This window comes from Pseudomonas sp. 1928-m, assembly GCF_029269135.1.
Taxonomy (GTDB): domain Bacteria; phylum Pseudomonadota; class Gammaproteobacteria; order Pseudomonadales; family Pseudomonadaceae; genus Aquipseudomonas.
In genome coordinates this window covers 298063-312882 of the sequence record NZ_JARIXO010000005.1, presented here as the reverse complement: position 1 = coordinate 312882, position 14820 = coordinate 298063, and the positions used below count along the sequence as shown (strand labels likewise).

At 59.8% G+C, this 14820-nt stretch carries 16 protein-coding genes and 4 tRNA genes; 7 read left to right on the top strand and 13 right to left on the bottom strand.

Features of this window, described 5'->3' with window-relative positions:
• Positions 1–13: 13 nt before the first annotated feature.
• A complete protein-coding gene (locus tag P3C18_RS16850; RefSeq protein WP_275962983.1) occupies positions 14–673 on the bottom strand; it encodes a trimeric intracellular cation channel family protein in 660 nt (219 codons plus the stop codon).
• Positions 674–680: 7 nt separating this feature from the next.
• Positions 681–2039 carry a glutathione-disulfide reductase gene (gorA, locus tag P3C18_RS16845; protein ID WP_275962982.1) on the bottom strand — a complete coding sequence of 453 codons (1359 nt, stop codon included), beginning with the start codon at positions 2037–2039 and terminating at the stop codon, positions 681–683.
• Between the two features lie 82 nt (positions 2040–2121).
• On the opposite strand from gorA, the gene P3C18_RS16840 reads away from it, so the two are divergent.
• Positions 2122–2544, top strand: a complete 423-nt coding sequence (locus tag P3C18_RS16840; RefSeq protein ID WP_275962981.1) for a VOC family protein — start codon at positions 2122–2124, stop codon at positions 2542–2544.
• A 51-nt stretch (positions 2545–2595) separates the two neighbouring features.
• On the opposite strand, the gene galU is transcribed toward P3C18_RS16840, so the two are convergent.
• The 9 genes from galU to P3C18_RS16795 form a co-directional block, all read right to left on the bottom strand.
• Positions 2596–3435 (bottom strand): UTP--glucose-1-phosphate uridylyltransferase GalU, encoded by an 840-nt coding sequence (galU, locus tag P3C18_RS16835; protein ID WP_275962980.1) that lies wholly within the window; start codon positions 3433–3435, stop codon positions 2596–2598.
• A 45-nt stretch (positions 3436–3480) separates the two neighbouring features.
• Entirely contained in the window at positions 3481–4842 is a 1362-nt protein-coding gene (locus P3C18_RS16830; protein WP_275962979.1) for a UDP-glucose/GDP-mannose dehydrogenase family protein, read from the bottom strand.
• A 180-nt stretch (positions 4843–5022) separates the two neighbouring features.
• A tRNA-Leu gene (locus tag P3C18_RS16825) sits at positions 5023–5109 on the bottom strand.
• A 112-nt stretch (positions 5110–5221) separates the two neighbouring features.
• Positions 5222–5295: transfer RNA gene (locus P3C18_RS16820), tRNA-Cys, on the bottom strand.
• A gap of 39 nt (positions 5296–5334) precedes the next feature.
• Positions 5335–5410 (bottom strand) — tRNA-Gly (locus P3C18_RS16815).
• 67 nt (positions 5411–5477) lie between these two features.
• The gene (gene pgsA, locus P3C18_RS16810) at positions 5478–6038 is read right to left on the bottom strand and encodes a CDP-diacylglycerol--glycerol-3-phosphate 3-phosphatidyltransferase (RefSeq protein WP_275962978.1); all 561 of its coding nucleotides are present in this window, start codon (positions 6036–6038) and stop codon (positions 5478–5480) included.
• A gap of 33 nt (positions 6039–6071) precedes the next feature.
• Entirely contained in the window at positions 6072–7913 is a 1842-nt protein-coding gene (uvrC, locus tag P3C18_RS16805; RefSeq protein ID WP_275962977.1) for an excinuclease ABC subunit UvrC, read from the bottom strand.
• Positions 7900–8544: a UvrY/SirA/GacA family response regulator transcription factor gene (gene uvrY, locus P3C18_RS16800; protein ID WP_160014285.1), complete on the bottom strand. Its 645-nt coding sequence runs from the start codon at positions 8542–8544 to the stop codon at positions 7900–7902. The genes uvrC and uvrY overlap by 14 nt, the downstream gene beginning before the upstream one ends.
• 139 nt (positions 8545–8683) lie before the next feature.
• A tRNA-Ser gene (locus P3C18_RS16795) sits at positions 8684–8773 on the bottom strand.
• Positions 8774–8905: 132 nt separating this feature from the next.
• Here P3C18_RS16795 and P3C18_RS16790 point away from each other — a divergent pair.
• The 6 genes from P3C18_RS16790 to P3C18_RS16765 all read left to right on the top strand — a co-directional run bounded on the left by P3C18_RS16790 (position 8906) and on the right by P3C18_RS16765 (position 12061).
• A complete protein-coding gene (locus P3C18_RS16790) occupies positions 8906–9574 on the top strand; it encodes a Bax inhibitor-1/YccA family protein (RefSeq protein ID WP_275962976.1) in 669 nt (222 codons plus the stop codon).
• Positions 9575–9693: 119 nt separating this feature from the next.
• A complete protein-coding gene (gene tusD, locus P3C18_RS16785; protein ID WP_275962975.1) occupies positions 9694–10086 on the top strand; it encodes a sulfurtransferase complex subunit TusD in 393 nt (130 codons plus the stop codon).
• A 1-nt stretch (position 10087) separates the two neighbouring features.
• Positions 10088–10447, top strand: coding sequence for a sulfurtransferase complex subunit TusC (gene tusC, locus P3C18_RS16780; RefSeq protein ID WP_275962974.1), 360 nt, complete (start codon positions 10088–10090; stop codon positions 10445–10447).
• The gene (tusB, locus tag P3C18_RS16775) at positions 10447–10746 is read left to right on the top strand and encodes a sulfurtransferase complex subunit TusB (protein ID WP_275962973.1); all 300 of its coding nucleotides are present in this window, start codon (positions 10447–10449) and stop codon (positions 10744–10746) included. The genes tusC and tusB overlap by 1 nt, the downstream gene beginning before the upstream one ends.
• Positions 10743–11078, top strand: a complete 336-nt coding sequence (locus tag P3C18_RS16770) for a TusE/DsrC/DsvC family sulfur relay protein (RefSeq protein WP_275962972.1) — start codon at positions 10743–10745, stop codon at positions 11076–11078. The genes tusB and P3C18_RS16770 overlap by 4 nt, the downstream gene beginning before the upstream one ends.
• On the top strand, positions 11075–12061 hold the full coding sequence (locus P3C18_RS16765) for a glycosyl transferase family protein (protein ID WP_275962971.1): 987 nt from the start codon (positions 11075–11077) through the stop codon (positions 12059–12061). Before P3C18_RS16770 ends, P3C18_RS16765 begins: the two co-directional genes overlap by 4 nt.
• On the opposite strand, the gene cysG is transcribed toward P3C18_RS16765, so the two are convergent.
• Together cysG and serS are read right to left on the bottom strand one after the other, a co-directional pair.
• Positions 12046–13440: a siroheme synthase CysG gene (gene cysG / locus P3C18_RS16760; protein ID WP_275962970.1), complete on the bottom strand. Its 1395-nt coding sequence runs from the start codon at positions 13438–13440 to the stop codon at positions 12046–12048. The genes P3C18_RS16765 and cysG overlap by 16 nt on opposite strands.
• Before the next feature lie 73 nt (positions 13441–13513).
• Positions 13514–14794, bottom strand: coding sequence for a serine--tRNA ligase (gene serS, locus P3C18_RS16755; RefSeq protein ID WP_275962969.1), 1281 nt, complete (start codon positions 14792–14794; stop codon positions 13514–13516).
• Positions 14795–14820: the final 26 nt, after the last annotated feature.

Genomic DNA, 14820 nt, shown 5'->3' with positions numbered 1-14820 from the left:
GCCCAGGCCGATATTACGCTCGACGTTTTCCACCACGACGATGGCGTCGTCCACCACGATGCCGAAAATGGAAACTGGGCAACGCCACATGCCAGCGAATAGCGGTCAGACGAATCAGCAACACGGTGAGCATGGCCACGCCCGTATCCAGCCAATGTGGCGTGTCCAACGCGCGCATGCCGATAAACACCACTGCGCCGGCTATGCAGGCGGTGGCGTAAATCTCCTTCTGGAAGATCAGCGGGATCTCGTTGCAGATCACGTCGCGCATSACGCCGCCGGCAACCCCGGTCATCACGCCCATGATTACCGCCGTGCTGTGCGGCACGTTGTGTTGCATGGCGACCTCGGTGCCGATCACGGWAAACACCGCCAGGCCGAAGGCATCCGCCAATAGCAGGCCTTTCTCATGAATGGGCTGGGTCAGCCGCACCCAAATCACCGTACCAACGGCTGCCAGCGAGGCCACGACGATATACAGATCGTTGCGAATCCAGCTGACCGGATGGTTGTCCAGAATCACGTCACGCAGCGTGCCGCCGCCCAATGCGGTGACGATGGCAATTACCAGCACGCCGAACAGGTCCATGGACTTGCGCCCGGCCATCAGCGCACCCGTGATGGCGAATACCGCGACGCCGAACAGGTCGGCCAGATAGAACAGTTGCGCCATGCTGACCTCAGGACGACACAGGAGTACGCATGGTGACGAACTCTTCGGCGGCCGTTGGGTGCACACCGATGGTTTCATCGAATAGTTGCTTGGTCGCGCCAGCTTTAAGCGCCACGGCCWACCCCTGCACGRTTTCTCCAGCGTCCGGGCCGACCATATGGCAACCCAGCACGCGGTCTGTGGCAGCATCTACCACCAGTTTCATCAGGGTGCGTTCCTGGCTTTCGGTCATGGTCAGTTTCATCGGCCGGAAGCGGCTTTCGAATATCTGAACGTTGTAGCCCTCCTCCTTCGCCTGCTCTTCACTGAGCCCGACCGTGCCGATATTCGGCAGGCTGAAGACTGCCGTCGGGATCATCCGATAGTCGACTTTGCGGTATTGCTCTGGCTTGAACAGGCGCCTGGCCACGGCCATGCCTTCAGCCAGCGCAACGGGCGTCAGCTGCACGCGGCCGATCACATCACCAATCGCGAGGATTGACGGCGTGCTGGTCTGATACTGCTCATCGACTTTGATAAAGCCGCGCTCATCAAGCTGTACGTGGGTGTTTTCCAGGCCCAGGTTATCCAGCATGGGCCGGCGACCGGTGGCGTAAAAGATACAGTCGGTTTCCAGCACGCGACCGTCTTTGAGCGTGGCCAAAAGGCTGCCGTCGGTTTGCTTATCGATACGAGCGATATCGCTGTTGAACTGCAGGTCTACGCCGCCCTTGTTCAACTCTTCCTGCAGGTGCAGACGCACGGCCTTGTCGAAGCCGCGCAAGAAAAGCTCGCCGCGATAGAGCAACGAGGTTTTTGCACCAAGGCCGTTGAAGATCGAGGCAAACTCCACGGCGATATAACCGCCGCCCACCACGAGCACCCGCTTGGGCAGCTGCTCAAGGAAAAAGACTTCGTTCGAGCCGATGGCATGTTCATGCCCGGGAATTTCAGGAATCTGCGGCCAGCCGCCAGTGGCGATCAGGATGTGCTTGGCACTGTAGCGTTTACCGCCCAGCTCAACGCTGTGCTCATCAACAATCCGCGCGTGGCCTTCCAGCAAGGTCACGCCGCTGCCCACCAGCAGGTTGCGGTAGATGCCGTTGAGTCGCTCGATTTCACGATTCTTGTTGCTGATCAGGGTCGACCAATCGAAGCTGGCCTCGCCCAGCGACCAGCCGAAGCCCTGCGCCTGCTCGAAGTCGTCGGCGAAGTGCGCGCCGTAGACCAGCAGCTTCTTCGGTACGCAACCAACGTTGACGCAGGTGCCGCCGAGGTAGCGGCTTTCGGCAACCGCCACACGGGCACCGTAACCAGCGGCAAAACGCGCAGCCCGTACACCGCCGGAACCGGCGCCGATCACAAACAGGTCGAAGTCGTAGGTCATTTCAGCCTCCAGAACAGGTCGCCAGCATACCCCAAGGCGCGCCAGTGCCTAAACTTGAAGCATGCGGAACAGGAGAACAATGATGCGCCCTACCCTTACTCATCTGGCCTTGCACGTACCTGACTTGGCGGCGTGTGTAGCCTTTTATGAGCAGTTCTGTGCGATGCGGGTGATTCACCAGCGCGCCGGCAAAGGTTCAAAGATTGTCTGGATGGCCGAGCCCGGCAAGGAGCACAGCTTTATCTTCGTGATCATGCCCGGCGGGCAGGATCGTCAACTGGCTGCAGATGACTACAGCCACTTTGGCTTTGCTCWGGAAAGTCGCGAGCAGGTCGATAGCCTTGCCGCGCGAGCAAGGATTGCCGGCTGCCTGGTCTGGGAGCCGCGTGATGAGCCCTACCCCGTTGGCTACTACTGCGGCCTGCGTGACCCGGCAGGCAACTATGTGGAGTTCAGCTACGGTCAGCCATTAGGACCTGGCGCCGAGCATATGCCGTTGCCCTGAATGCACACAGCCACCCGAAGGTGGCTGTGTGTTGCCGCGCTAGAAGCCGAATCAATAGGCCTTGCCGGTTTTGTAGAGGTTCTCGAAGCAGAAGTTGGTGGCCTCGATATAGCCTTCAGCACCGCCGCAATCGAAGCGCTTGCCCTTGAACTTATAGGCCATCACGCAGCCGTTCTGCGCCTGCTTCATCAGTGCGTCGGTGATCTGGATTTCTCCGCCTTTGCCAGGTTCTGTCTGCTCGATCAGTTCGAAGATATCCGGGGTGAGGATATAGCGACCGATAATCGCCAGGTTCGACGGCGCATCTTCCGGACGTGGCTTCTCGACCATGCTGTTGACCCGGTAGATGTCGTCACGAATCATCTCGCCTGAGATCACGCCATATTTGTGGGTCTCTTCTGGCGGCACTTCCTGGATGGCCACAATCGAGCAGCGGAACTGGTTGTACAGCTTGACCATCTGCGTCAGTACCGCATCGCCGTCCAGGTTCAGGCACAGGTCATCGGCCAGCACTACGGCGAATGGCTCATCACCAATCAGCGGGCGGCCACAGAGAATGGCGTGGCCCAGGCCTTTCATCTCCACCTGACGGGTGTAGGAAAAGGTGCACTCGTCGATCAGACGGCGGATGCCAACCAGGTATTTTTCCTTGTCGGTGTCGCGGATCTGGTGCTCAAGCTCGTAGCTGATGTCGAAGTGATCTTCCAGGGCGCGTTTGCCGCGGCCAGTGATCATGGCAATTTCCGTCAACCCGGCTTCCAGCGCCTCTTCGACGCCGTATTGGATCAGCGGCTTGTTCACAATCGGCAGCATTTCCTTGGGCATAGCCTTGGTGGCTGGCAGAAAGCGGGTGCCGTAACCGGCTGCTGGGAACAAGCATTTCTTGATCATGGGAGACCTTGGGAAGATGGGGGTGAAAATCGCGTGCGCAGTTTATCAGGCTGCACTGGCCTTACAATGCCCCTGCGCGGGGCGACCAATGCCTCGGTAGAGAAAACCCAGCTCAGCCAACTGCGCGGCATCGTAGATATTACGCCCGTCAAACAGCACGGGCATGCGCATCAAGCCACGAATGCGCGCGAAGTCGGGCTGGCGGAATTGCTTCCATTCAGTGACCAACACCAACGCATCCGCGCCTTCAACAACACTATACGGCGAGGTGCTTAAGCGCAGCTGACCGCTGCTGATCGCCTGGCCATAGCGCTCTGCCAGAGCCGTTGTAGCAACCGGGTCGCACGCCTGAACGCTGACGCCCGCTGCCAACAAGGCATCCAGTAGAACCAGGCTGGGCGCTTCACGCAGATCATCGGTGCCTGGTTTGAAGGCCAGGCACCACAGCGCCACCACTCGCCCTTGCCAATAGCCGGAAAAATGCTCACGCAGCGCCTGGAACAACAGGGTTTTCTGCAATGCGTTACGGGCTTCGACTGCGCGCAGGATGCCGGGTTCAATGCCCTCCTGCTCTGCGCAGCGAATCAGCGCCCGTACATCCTTGGGGAAGCATGAGCCGCCATAGCCGCAACCAGCGTAGATAAAGTGAGTGCCAATGCGCTTGTCGCTGCCGATGCCGCGGCGTACATCTTCGATATCAACATCCAGGCGCGCACACAGACTGGCCATTTCGTTGATAAAGGAAATCTTGGTGGCCAGAAAGGCGTTGGCAGCATATTTGCTGAACTCTGCCGCGCGCAGGCCCATGCATAACAAACGCTCGTGATTGCGCAGAAACTGCGCATACAGGCGGCGTAAAAGCTCATGGCCACGGGGTTCATCGCAACCGACAATCACCCGATCAGGGCGCATAAAGTCGTCAATCGCCGAACCTTCCTTGAGAAATTCCGGGTTGCTCGCCAGCGTCACCGCAAAGCGCTTGCCGCGTTTGCTCAAGCGACTGTTGATGCGCTGGGCAACACGCCCGGCGGTGCCCACCGGCACCGTGGATTTATTCACCACCACGCAGCTCTGCTCAAGCTGATCGCCCAGCTCGTCGGCCACAGCCAGGACATGCGACAAGTCCGCTGAGCCGTCCTCCCCGCTCGGCGTGCCGACGGCGATAAAAATGATCTCGGCCTGCTTGATGCCTTCATGCAGGTGCTGGCTGAAACTCAGCTGACCGCTGCTCAAATGCGTTTGCAGCATGGCCTCCAGCCCAGGCTCGTAAATCGGTGACTGGCCACGGGCAAGCCGTGCCACACGCTGCGCATCGCGCTCAATGCAGATCACCCGATTGCCCATCTCGGCAAAACAGGCCGCCGATACCAGCCCTACATAGCCTGCGCCAATCACACAAATCCGCATCGCCTGCATTCCTCACTGAGTTACCGCGATTGCAGCTAAAGCAGATGGCAGGCGTATGACATGCGGAAGACGCTCGGATGACAGCGCCAGATGTACAAATTCCGGGCACAAAAAAACCGGCTACGAAAGCCGGTTTTAGTGGGTTTCAGGTTCGCGGGCGAACATCTGAAATCATGTACATGGTGCCCGAAGCCGGGGTCGAACCGGCACGAGGTTACCCTCGAGGGATTTTAAGTCCCTTGCGTCTACCGATTTCGCCATTCGGGCGGTAGCGCTGCGTTGCGAGGCTTGGACTATATACAGCCCTTGGATGCCTCGCAAGGTTTCAAGCTTAAATGAAAAAGCCTCGTAAATCAGTGATCTACGAGGCTTTTCTAATTGGAGGCTGAGGTCGGAATCGAACCGGCGTTCACGGATTTGCAATCCGGTGCATAACCACTCTGCTACTCAGCCTTGAAACTAAACGGACCGTGTAAAACGGCCCGTTGAAAATGGAGCGGGAAACGAGACTCGAACTCGCGACCCCGACCTTGGCAAGGTCGTGCTCTACCAACTGAGCTATTCCCGCTTGTCGTGCTGACGGCCGCCATTCTATAGCTTCAGAACGGCCCGTCAACCCCTTGATTCAAAAAAGCTTATTTCTTTTCCGAGGTGATTCGCAGGTGTGGCCATGCGGCTAGCAGGTACTGCGCCATGGACCACAGGGTGAGTACCGCCGCAATGATCAACAGCGCATAACCAAACACAACCCAGGCGGTAAAAATCGGTGGATTGGCCAACAAAATCACCAGAGCAAGCATCTGCGCGGCGGTTTTCCACTTGGCCAGTTTGGATACGGCAACATGCGCGCGGGCGCCCAGCTCTGCCATCCATTCACGCAGCGCCGACACCACGATTTCGCGACCGATGATGATCGCCGCAGACAGGGTCAGCCAGAGATTGGCGTGTTCAGCCACCAGCAATACCAGGGCAACCGCCACCATCAGTTTGTCGGCAACCGGATCGAGGAAAGCCCCGAAAGGTGTGCTCTGCTCCCAGCGACGGGCCAGGTAACCATCCAGCCAGTCGGTGGCAGCTGCGACTGAAAACACCGCGCTAGCGGCCCAATAGCTCCAACTGAAGGGAAGGTAGAACAGCAGAATAAACACCGGAATCAGCAATACGCGGAGCACGGTCAGCAGGTTGGGGATATTCATCGACACAACTTGGCGGTAAAGAGAGTCGGCATTCTACTCACTGTGCAGGGCCGCATAAATCAACTCGGCGAGTTTTTTACTGATCCCAGGTGCTTTGGCGATTTCTTCGATGCTCGCACGGGACAGTTCTTGCAGCCCACCGAAGTGGTTGAGCAGCTCGCGCCGGCGCTTGGGCCCGACGCCAGCAACCTCCTCCAGGGTCGAGGTACGGCGGGTTTTGCCACGGCGGGCGCGGTGGCCGGTAATGGCAAAACGGTGCGATTCATCGCGGATCTGCTGAATCAGATGCAAGGCCGGCGAATTACCCGGCAGGGTGAACTCATGGGCTGCGTCATTCAGGTACAGGGTTTCCAAACCCGGCTTGCGCGTGGTGCCCTTGGCCACGCCAAGCAGGATCAGGTCAGGCACTGAAAGTTCTTCGAGCACTTCACGGGCCATGGCCAGCTGGCCTTTACCACCATCGACCAGAAGGATGTCCGGCAGCTTGCCTTCGCCATCCTTAATCTTGCTGAAGCGCCGGGTCAGCGCCTGATGCATGGCTGCGTAATCGTCGCCAGACGTAACGCCTTCGATGTTGTAGCGGCGGTAATCGGACTTGAGCGGACCTTCGGGGCCGAACACCACGCAGGAGGCGACCGTCGCCTCACCACTGGAGTGGCTGATGTCAAAACACTCCAGGCGCTGCGGCACTTCATCCATATCCAGCGCCAGTGCCAGGGCATCAAAGCGTGCKGCAACTTGCTGCCGGTTAGCCAGGCGCGCAGCCAGGGCCTGCTCGGCATTGGTCACGGCCAGCTGTTGCCAGCGCGCACGGGTGCCGCGCACGCGGTAGCTGATGCTCAGCTCACGGCCACGCAGCTCATCAATGGCGGCGATCAGCGTGGGGAAGTCTTCGTGTTGCGCATTGACGATCAGCTCGCTTGGCAGGTCTCGCTCCTGGCTGCTCAGGTAATACTGCGCGAGGAAGGCCAGCAATACGCCGCTGCCCTCCTCCTCAATCGCCACCTGCGGGAAGAAGTTCTTGCTGCCAAGCACCCGGCCGCCACGCACGCTGATCAAATGCACGCAGGCGCCGCCTGGGTTGACCATGGCGGCGACCACGTCCACATCACCGGTGCCGCCTTCCATGCTTTGCTGATCCTGTACTCGGCGCAGCAGCGATATCTGGTCACGCAACCCGGCCGCCCGCTCGAAGTCGAGGGCCATAGCGGCAGCCTGCATACCGCTGGACAGCTCATCGGTCAGGGCATTGCTGCGTCCCTCAAGAAACATCACCGAGTGGCGCACGTCATCGGCATATTCGGCGGGTTCTACCAGGCCGACACAGGGGCCTTTGCAGCGTTTGATCTGGTACTGCAGGCAGGGGCGAGTGCGGTTTTTGTAGAAACTGTCTTCGCACTGGCGCACCAGAAAAGTCTTCTGCAGGAGGTTGAGGCTTTCGCGGATGGCACCAGCGCTGGGATACGGGCCGAAGTACCGGCCCTTCTGCTTTTTCGCCCCACGGTGAATGCTCAGGCGCGGGAAGTCACCGTCGGAAAGAAACACGTAGGGATAGGACTTATCGTCGCGCAGCAGGATGTTGTACGGCGGCCGCCATTCCTTGATCAGCGTCTGTTCAAGCAGCAGGGCTTCGGTTTCGTTGGCGGTGATGGTGGTTTCGATCTGCGCGATTCGGCCCACCAGCGCGGCGGTCTTCGGCGCTAAGCCGCTCTGGCGGAAGTAGCTGGCCAGGCGCTTTTTCAGGTTTTTGGCTTTGCCGACATAGAGCAGTTTGGCGTCCACATCGAACATGCGGTACACGCCAGGGCGACCGCTGCAGGTGGAGAGAAACGCGCTGGAATCGAAGGCGGCGCGGCTGTCGTCAGCTGCTGGCATCAATCATGCCGTGGCGCACGGCCAGCAGGGCCAGCTCGACATCGCTGGTGATCGACAGCTTTTCGAAGATGCGATAGCGGTAGGTATTCACGGTTTTCGGCGACAGGCAGAGCTTGTCGGAGATGGCCTGAACCTTCTGGCAACCGGCAATCATCAGGGCGATCTGGATTTCACGCTCGGACAGCAAGTCGAAAGGCGAATTGCTGCTCTGCGGCTGGAACGACTTGAGCGCCAGCTGTTGGGCAATCTGCGGGCTGATATAACGCTGACCGCTGAACACCATGCGAATCGCCTGAACCATTTCTTCCAGCGCGGCGCCCTTGGTCAGGTAACCGGCGGCGCCGGCCTGCAGCAGGCGCGTCGGGAATGGGTCTTCTTCGCACACTGTAACCGCGACGACTTTGAGGTCAGGATGACTGCGAATCAGTTTACGCGTGGCTTCGAGGCCGCCGATACCCGGCATCTTGATGTCCATCAGAACAACGTCGGGCTTCAGCTCGCGGGCTTTCTTCAGGGATTCTTCGCCGGACTCGGCTTGACCCACTACATGCAAGCCGTCGATATCAGCCAGCATACGGGTGATGCCGGTACGTACCAGGTCGTGGTCATCAACAACTAGCACCCTGATCAAGCGACACCCCGTTTGCATCAGTCGCTAAAAGCGGCTGGTTGGGTTGGAAGGCTGGAGATTTGTAAACCCAGCTTGGCGCATAACCGTCAAAATGCAAGCGCCAATAAAATTGTGCGCTAGGGTGACGGCCAGAGGAATTTGGCGGAAGCGGTGAGATTCGAACTCACGGAAGAGTTTCCCCTTCGACGGTTTTCAAGACCGTTGCATTCAACCGCTCTGCCACGCTTCCGGCGATTGCGGGCGGCAATCTTACCCGAACGCAACACGCTGTCAAACTCTGCGTATTGGCTCTTTATCTGCCTCTGCTATGATCGGGCCTGACCTTGGTCACGGAACCATCAGCCATTTCAGGAGTGTCGCCATGAACGAACACAATTATGCACTTGACCACACGCAGGTTGAGCAGCAAGAAGTCAGTCGCGTCCTGCGCAACACCTATGGCCTGCTGGCCATCACCCTGGCCTTCAGTGGCCTGGTGGCGTACATCGCGCAGCGCGCCAATGTGCCTTATCCAAATATCTTTGTGGTGCTGATCGGCTTTTACGGCCTGTTCTTCCTCACCGCCAAACTGCGTAACTCGGCCTGGGGCCTGGTTTCGACCCTCGCTCTGACCGGCTTTATGGGCTACACCCTCGGCCCGATCCTCAATCGCTACATGGGCATGGCCAACGGCGCTGAAGTGGTCAGCTCAGCCTTCGCCATGACGGCACTGGTGTTCTGCGGCCTGTCGGCTTACGTGCTGACCACCCGCAAGGACATGAGCTTCCTCAGTGGCTTTATCACTGCAGGTTTCTTTGTGCTGATCGGTGCGATGGTTGCTGGCTTCTTCTTCCAGATCAGCGGCCTGCAACTGGCGATCAGCGCAGGTTTCGTGCTGTTCTCCTCGGCCTGCATCCTGTTCCAGACCAGCGCGATCATTCATGGCGGCGAACGCAACTACATCATGGCGACCATCAGCCTGTATGTGTCGATCTACAACCTGTTCGTCAGCCTGCTGCAGATTTTCGGCATCATGGGCAGCGACGACTGATTCAACTTGCTGTGCAAAGCCCGCTTCGGCGGGCTTTTTTATGCCTGGCGTCCATAGATCGCGCGCATCTTGGCGGCTCAGGCTTTATCATTCCGGCAAATTGGCTTGCCAGGTTTGCTATGAAGTTCGCCATCGCCCTGTTCTCACCTCCTCATGCGCCCTCCTCGCGCCGCGCGCTGCGTTTTGCCCAGGCGGCATTGGCCGGTGGGCATGAGATTGTGCGGCTGTTCTTCTATCAGGACGGCGTCCACAGCGCCTCGAGCAATGTGGTCTGCGCGCAGGATGAAGTGGATCTGCCGCGTGAATGGCGTGAGTTCGTGCAAACGCAGCAACTGGATGGCGTGGTGTGTATCGCCGCCGCCTTGCGCCGTGGCGTATTGAATGACGACGAAGCGCAGCGTTATTCGCGCACTGCCGCCAACCTGGATGCGCCCTGGGAGCTTTCCGGCCTGGGCCAGTTGCACGAAGCGGCGCAGCTGGCGGATCGCCTGGTGTGCTTTGGAGGGCCTTGAGATGAGCAAGTCACTGTTGATCATCAGCCGCCAGGCGCCCTGGTCCGGCCCCAGTGCGCGGGAAGCGCTGGATATCGCCCTGGCTGGCGGCGCCTTCGATTTGCCGATTGGTATGCTGTTTCTCGACGACGGGGTATTTCAGCTGAGCGGTGCACAGCAGCCGGCCAGCCTGCAGCAGAAAGACCTCGGTGCCAATCTGCAGGCTCTGCCGATGTTTGGCGTCGAGGCGCTGTATGTTGCCCAGCGCAGCCTGGAAGAACGCGGCCTGCAGGATCAGCCCAGCAGTCTCGCTGTCGAGCGCCTCGATGATTCCTCGATAAGCGCCTTGATTGACCGTTATGACCAGGTGATTACGCTCTGATGGCTACCTTGCACGTGCTTTCACATTCGCCCTTTACCGATAGCCGCCTGAGCAGTTGCCTGCGTCTGCTCGGCAGCCAGGATGCCCTACTGCTCTGTGGTGATGCGGTGTATGCCTTGCAGGCCGGCAGTGCGCAGCGCCAGGCGCTGGAGCTGATGCCCGAAGCCATTGCGCTGTATGCCCTGGATGAAGATGTCCAGGCCCGCGGCGTTGCGCACCCTAGCCGCCTCACACTGGTCGATTACCCCGCTTTCGTGGCCCTGAGCTGCCAATACGACAAGGTAAACACCTGGCTATGACTGCATTGAATGTTGAAGGCCGCAGCCTGGCGCTGGACAAAGACGGCTATCTGCTCGACCTCGCCGATTGGTCCGAGGCCGCTGCGCACGCCCTGGCGCAACGTGAGGGCATCAACCTGAGCGCTGATCACTGGGAAATCCTCTGGCTGGTGCGCAGCTTTTACGACGAGTTCCAGCTGTCGCCGGCCAATCGCCCGCTGATCAAATTTATTGCCAGCAAACTCGGCCCCGAGAAAGGCAATAGCCTGAACCTCAATCGCCTGTTCAATGGCGCTCCTGCCAAACTCGCCGCCAAGCTGGCGGGCCTGCCCAAGCCGACCAATTGCCTATGAACCTTGTGACTCCGCCGGAACATCCCTTCGCGCAATTTGTACGCATTCTGGGCAAGGGCAAGCGTGGCGCGCGCAACCTGACCCGCGAGGAAGCCCGTGAGGCCATGGGCATGCTGCTCGACGGTCAGGCCGAAGAAAGCCAGTTGGGCGCATTCCTGATGCTGCTACGGCACAAGGAAGAAAGCGCCGAGGAAATGGCCGGCTTTGCCGAAGCTGTACGTGCACGCCTGCAGGCGCCGGCAATTCAGGTAGATCTGGACTGGCCCAGCTATGCCGGGAAGAAGCGCCACCTGCCTTGGTTTCTGCTGGCCGCCAAAGCCCTGGCGAATAGCGGTACTCGCATCCTGCTGCATGGCGGCGGCCCACACACGGCCGGGCGCATGTACAGCGAACAGCTACTCGAAACCCTGCACATTCCACTGTGTCGCAACTGGGGCAGTGTCGAGCAGGCATTGGCGCAACAACAGCTGGCGTTTATCCCGCTGGGTGACTGGATGCCGCAACTGCAACGGATGATCGACCTGCGCAATATCCTCGGCCTGCGCTCACCGATTCATTCCCTGGCACGCATTCTCAATCCGCTGGGCGCGCGTTGCGGCCTGCAGAGCATCTTTCATCCGGGTTATCAGGCGGTGCACCGTGAAGCCAGCCAGTTGCTCGGCGATAGCGCGGTGGTGATCAAGGGTGAAGGCGGCGAAATCGAGATCAACCCGGACGCCACCAGCCACCTGTATGGCACGGCCAACGGTGATAACTGGGATGAAGAATGGCCGGCGCTGTCGGCGTTGCGCCACGTCAAACCCGAATCACTGCAACCCGCTCATCTGGCAGCCTTCTGGCGTGGTGAAGTGGCCGATGATTACGGCCAGCTTGCCGTCATCAGCACCATGGCCCTGGCCCTGCGCGCCCTCGGTGAACCGCGCGAACAGGCTCTGGAGCGTGCCGCGCTGCTGTGGGCCGAGCGTAATCAGACGTTGGCCTGAGCCCCTTCGAACCAGGCCAGCTTTTCCCGCAGTTGCACCACTTCGCCGACGATTACCAGGGTCGGCGCATGCACCTCATGCTCCGCCACCAGCTCGGCCAGATTGGCCAGGGTGCCGGTAAACACCCGCTGGTTCTGCGTGGTGCCCTGCTGAATCAATGCCGCCGGGGTTGTTGCGGCGCGGCCATGGGCAATCAGCTGCTGACAGATGATCGGCAAGCCCACCAGGCCCATATAGAACACCAGGGTCTGACTGCTGGCCGTGAGTTCATTCCAAGGCAGATTGCTGCTGCCATCTTTCAGGTGACCGGTAACAAAGCGCACCGACTGCGCATGGTCGCGGTGGGTCAGCGGAATCCCCGCATAAGCCGCGCAACCTGAGGCAGCGGTGATGCCCGGCACCACCTGAAACGGAATACCGTGGGCGGCCAACTCTTCAATTTCCTCGCCACCGCGACCGAAGATAAACGGATCGCCGCCCTTGAGGCGCAGCACGCGTTTGCCTTGTTTGGCCAGGCTGACCAGGCGCTGATTGATCTGTTCCTGCGGCACGGCATGCTCGGCGCGTTGTTTACCGACATAGATGCGCTCGGCATCGCGGCGACACAGCTCGATAATCGCCGGGGCTACCAGGCGGTCATACAGCACCACATCGGCCTGTTGCATTAGGCGTAAGGCGCGGAAGGTCAGCAGATCAGGATCACCCGGTCCAGCGCCGACCAGATACACCTCACCCAAGGTGCGCGGCGCAATCCCTGCGATCTTCTCTTCCAGCAGACGCTGACCTTCCTGCAGTTTGCCGGCGAATACGCTTTCGGCGACCTGGCCCTGGAACACATCCTCCCAGAACACCCGGCGCTGCTGCACATCCGGAAAAAGCGCTTTGACCTGAGCACGAAAGCGCTTGGCCAAACCGGCTAGCTGACCATAGGTTGCGGGAATCCAGGTTTCGATCTTGGCGCGAATCAGCCGGGCCAGCACCGGTGCATCACCGCCACTGGTGATCGCGACTATTAGCGGTGAGCGGTCGACAATAGCCGGGAAAATTACGCTGCACAGCTTCGGCGCATCCACCACATTGACCGGGATACCCAAGGCCTGGGCCTCGGCCGATATCTGCGCATTCAGCGGTTCGTCATCGGTGGCGGCAATAATCAGCGCCACGCCCTGCAAATCAGCCGATTGATAATCACGCAGCAGCACCTCGCCATTGCGCGCGTTGGCCATCTCGCGCAATTCATCACGAATTTCCGGCGCCACCACCCGCAACGTCGCGCCGGCATCACTGAGCAAACGCGCCTTGCGCACGGCAACTTCGCCGCCACCGACCACCAGTACCAGGCGATCCTGCAGTTTGTGGAACAGGGGCAGAAAATCCATGACGCACGCTCTCGATCGGGTAAACAAAACGGGGCAGCACTGGCCGCCCCGTCGCAGGTAGCTGAAATCCGGATTAACCGATGATTTCGATGCCGCCCATATAGGGCTTCAGCACGTTTGGCACGCGGATGCTGCCATCGGCCTGCTGGTAGTTCTCCAGCACGGCGACCAGGGTGCGACCTACTGCCAGGCCGGAGCCGTTGAGGGTGTGCACCAGCTCGGGCTTGCCGGTTTCCGGGTTGCGGTAGCGCGCCTGCATCCGGCGCGCCTGGAAGTCGCCACAGTTGGAGCACGAAGAAATCTCGCGGTACTTGTCCTGGCTCGGCACCCAGACTTCCAGGTCGTAGGTTTTCACCGCGCCGAAGCCCATATCGCCGGTGCACAGCGCCAGTTTGCGGTACGGCAGCTCGAGCAGCTGCAGCACGCGCTCGGCGTTGGCGGTCAGGCTTTCCAGCGCTTCGAAAGATTTGCTCGGCTCGACGATCTGCACCATCTCAACTTTGTCGAACTGGTGCTGACGGATCATGCCGCGGGTATCGCGACCGGATGCGCCGGCTTCGCTACGGAAGCATGGGGTGTGGGCGACCAATTTCAGTGGCAGCTGCTTGGCATCGAGAATTTCGCCGGCGACGATATTGGTCAGCGACACTTCAGCGGTCGGGATCAGGTACAGATCGGCTTCGCCTTCGCGGCTGATCTTGAACAGGTCTTCCTCAAACTTCGGCAGCTGGCCGGTGCCTTGCAGCGCCGGCGCCTGCACCAGATACGGCGTGTAGGCTTCTTCGTAACCATGTTCGCCGGTGTGCAGGTTGATCATAAATTGCGCCAGAGCACGGTGCATACGGGCGATGGGGCCACGCAGCACGGCAAAGCGCGCGCCGGACAGTTTGGCTGCGGTCTCGAAATCCAGCCAACCGTGTTGTTCACCCAGGGCGACGTGATCCTGAATCGGGAAATCGAAGCTACGCGGCGTGCCCCAACGGGAGACCTCGACATTGCCCTCTTCGTCCTCACCGACCGGCACCGACTCATGCGGCAGGTTGGGGATATTCAGCAGCAGGTTGTCGAGCTCGCTCTGGATGCTGTCGAGGTCACGTTTACCCTGCTCCAGATCGCTGCCCATCTGATCGACTTCGGCCAGCAGCGGCGCAATGTCTTCACCGCGCTGCTTGGCCTGGCCAATGGATTTGGAGCGACTGTTACGCTCGGCCTGCAGCTGCTCGGTGCGGGTCTGCACATCCTTGCGCTGAGCTTCGAGCGCTTCGAAACGCGCAACATCAAGGACAAAACCACGGGCGGCCAGGCGCTCGGCCACTTCATGGAGCTGGGTACGAACGAGTTTGGAATCGAGCATGTTCTGGTCTCAACACATCACAAGGG

Coding starts and splice junctions, on each gene's coding strand:
- P3C18_RS16830 (WP_275962979.1), bottom strand. CDS start 4,842: ATGCGGATTTGTGTGATTGGCGCAGGCTATGTAGGGCTGGTATCGGCG.
- tusD (WP_275962975.1), top strand. CDS start 9,694: ATGAAGTTCGCCATCGCCCTGTTCTCACCTCCTCATGCGCCCTCCTCG.
- pgsA (WP_275962978.1), bottom strand. CDS start 6,038: ATGAATATCCCCAACCTGCTGACCGTGCTCCGCGTATTGCTGATTCCG.
- tusC (WP_275962974.1), top strand. CDS start 10,088: ATGAGCAAGTCACTGTTGATCATCAGCCGCCAGGCGCCCTGGTCCGGC.
- cysG (WP_275962970.1), bottom strand. CDS start 13,440: ATGGATTTTCTGCCCCTGTTCCACAAACTGCAGGATCGCCTGGTACTG.
- galU (WP_275962980.1), bottom strand. CDS start 3,435: ATGATCAAGAAATGCTTGTTCCCAGCAGCCGGTTACGGCACCCGCTTT.
- P3C18_RS16790 (WP_275962976.1), top strand. CDS start 8,906: ATGAACGAACACAATTATGCACTTGACCACACGCAGGTTGAGCAGCAA.
- tusB (WP_275962973.1), top strand. CDS start 10,447: ATGGCTACCTTGCACGTGCTTTCACATTCGCCCTTTACCGATAGCCGC.
- serS (WP_275962969.1), bottom strand. CDS start 14,794: ATGCTCGATTCCAAACTCGTTCGTACCCAGCTCCATGAAGTGGCCGAG.
- P3C18_RS16765 (WP_275962971.1), top strand. CDS start 11,075: ATGAACCTTGTGACTCCGCCGGAACATCCCTTCGCGCAATTTGTACGC.
- P3C18_RS16770 (WP_275962972.1), top strand. CDS start 10,743: ATGACTGCATTGAATGTTGAAGGCCGCAGCCTGGCGCTGGACAAAGAC.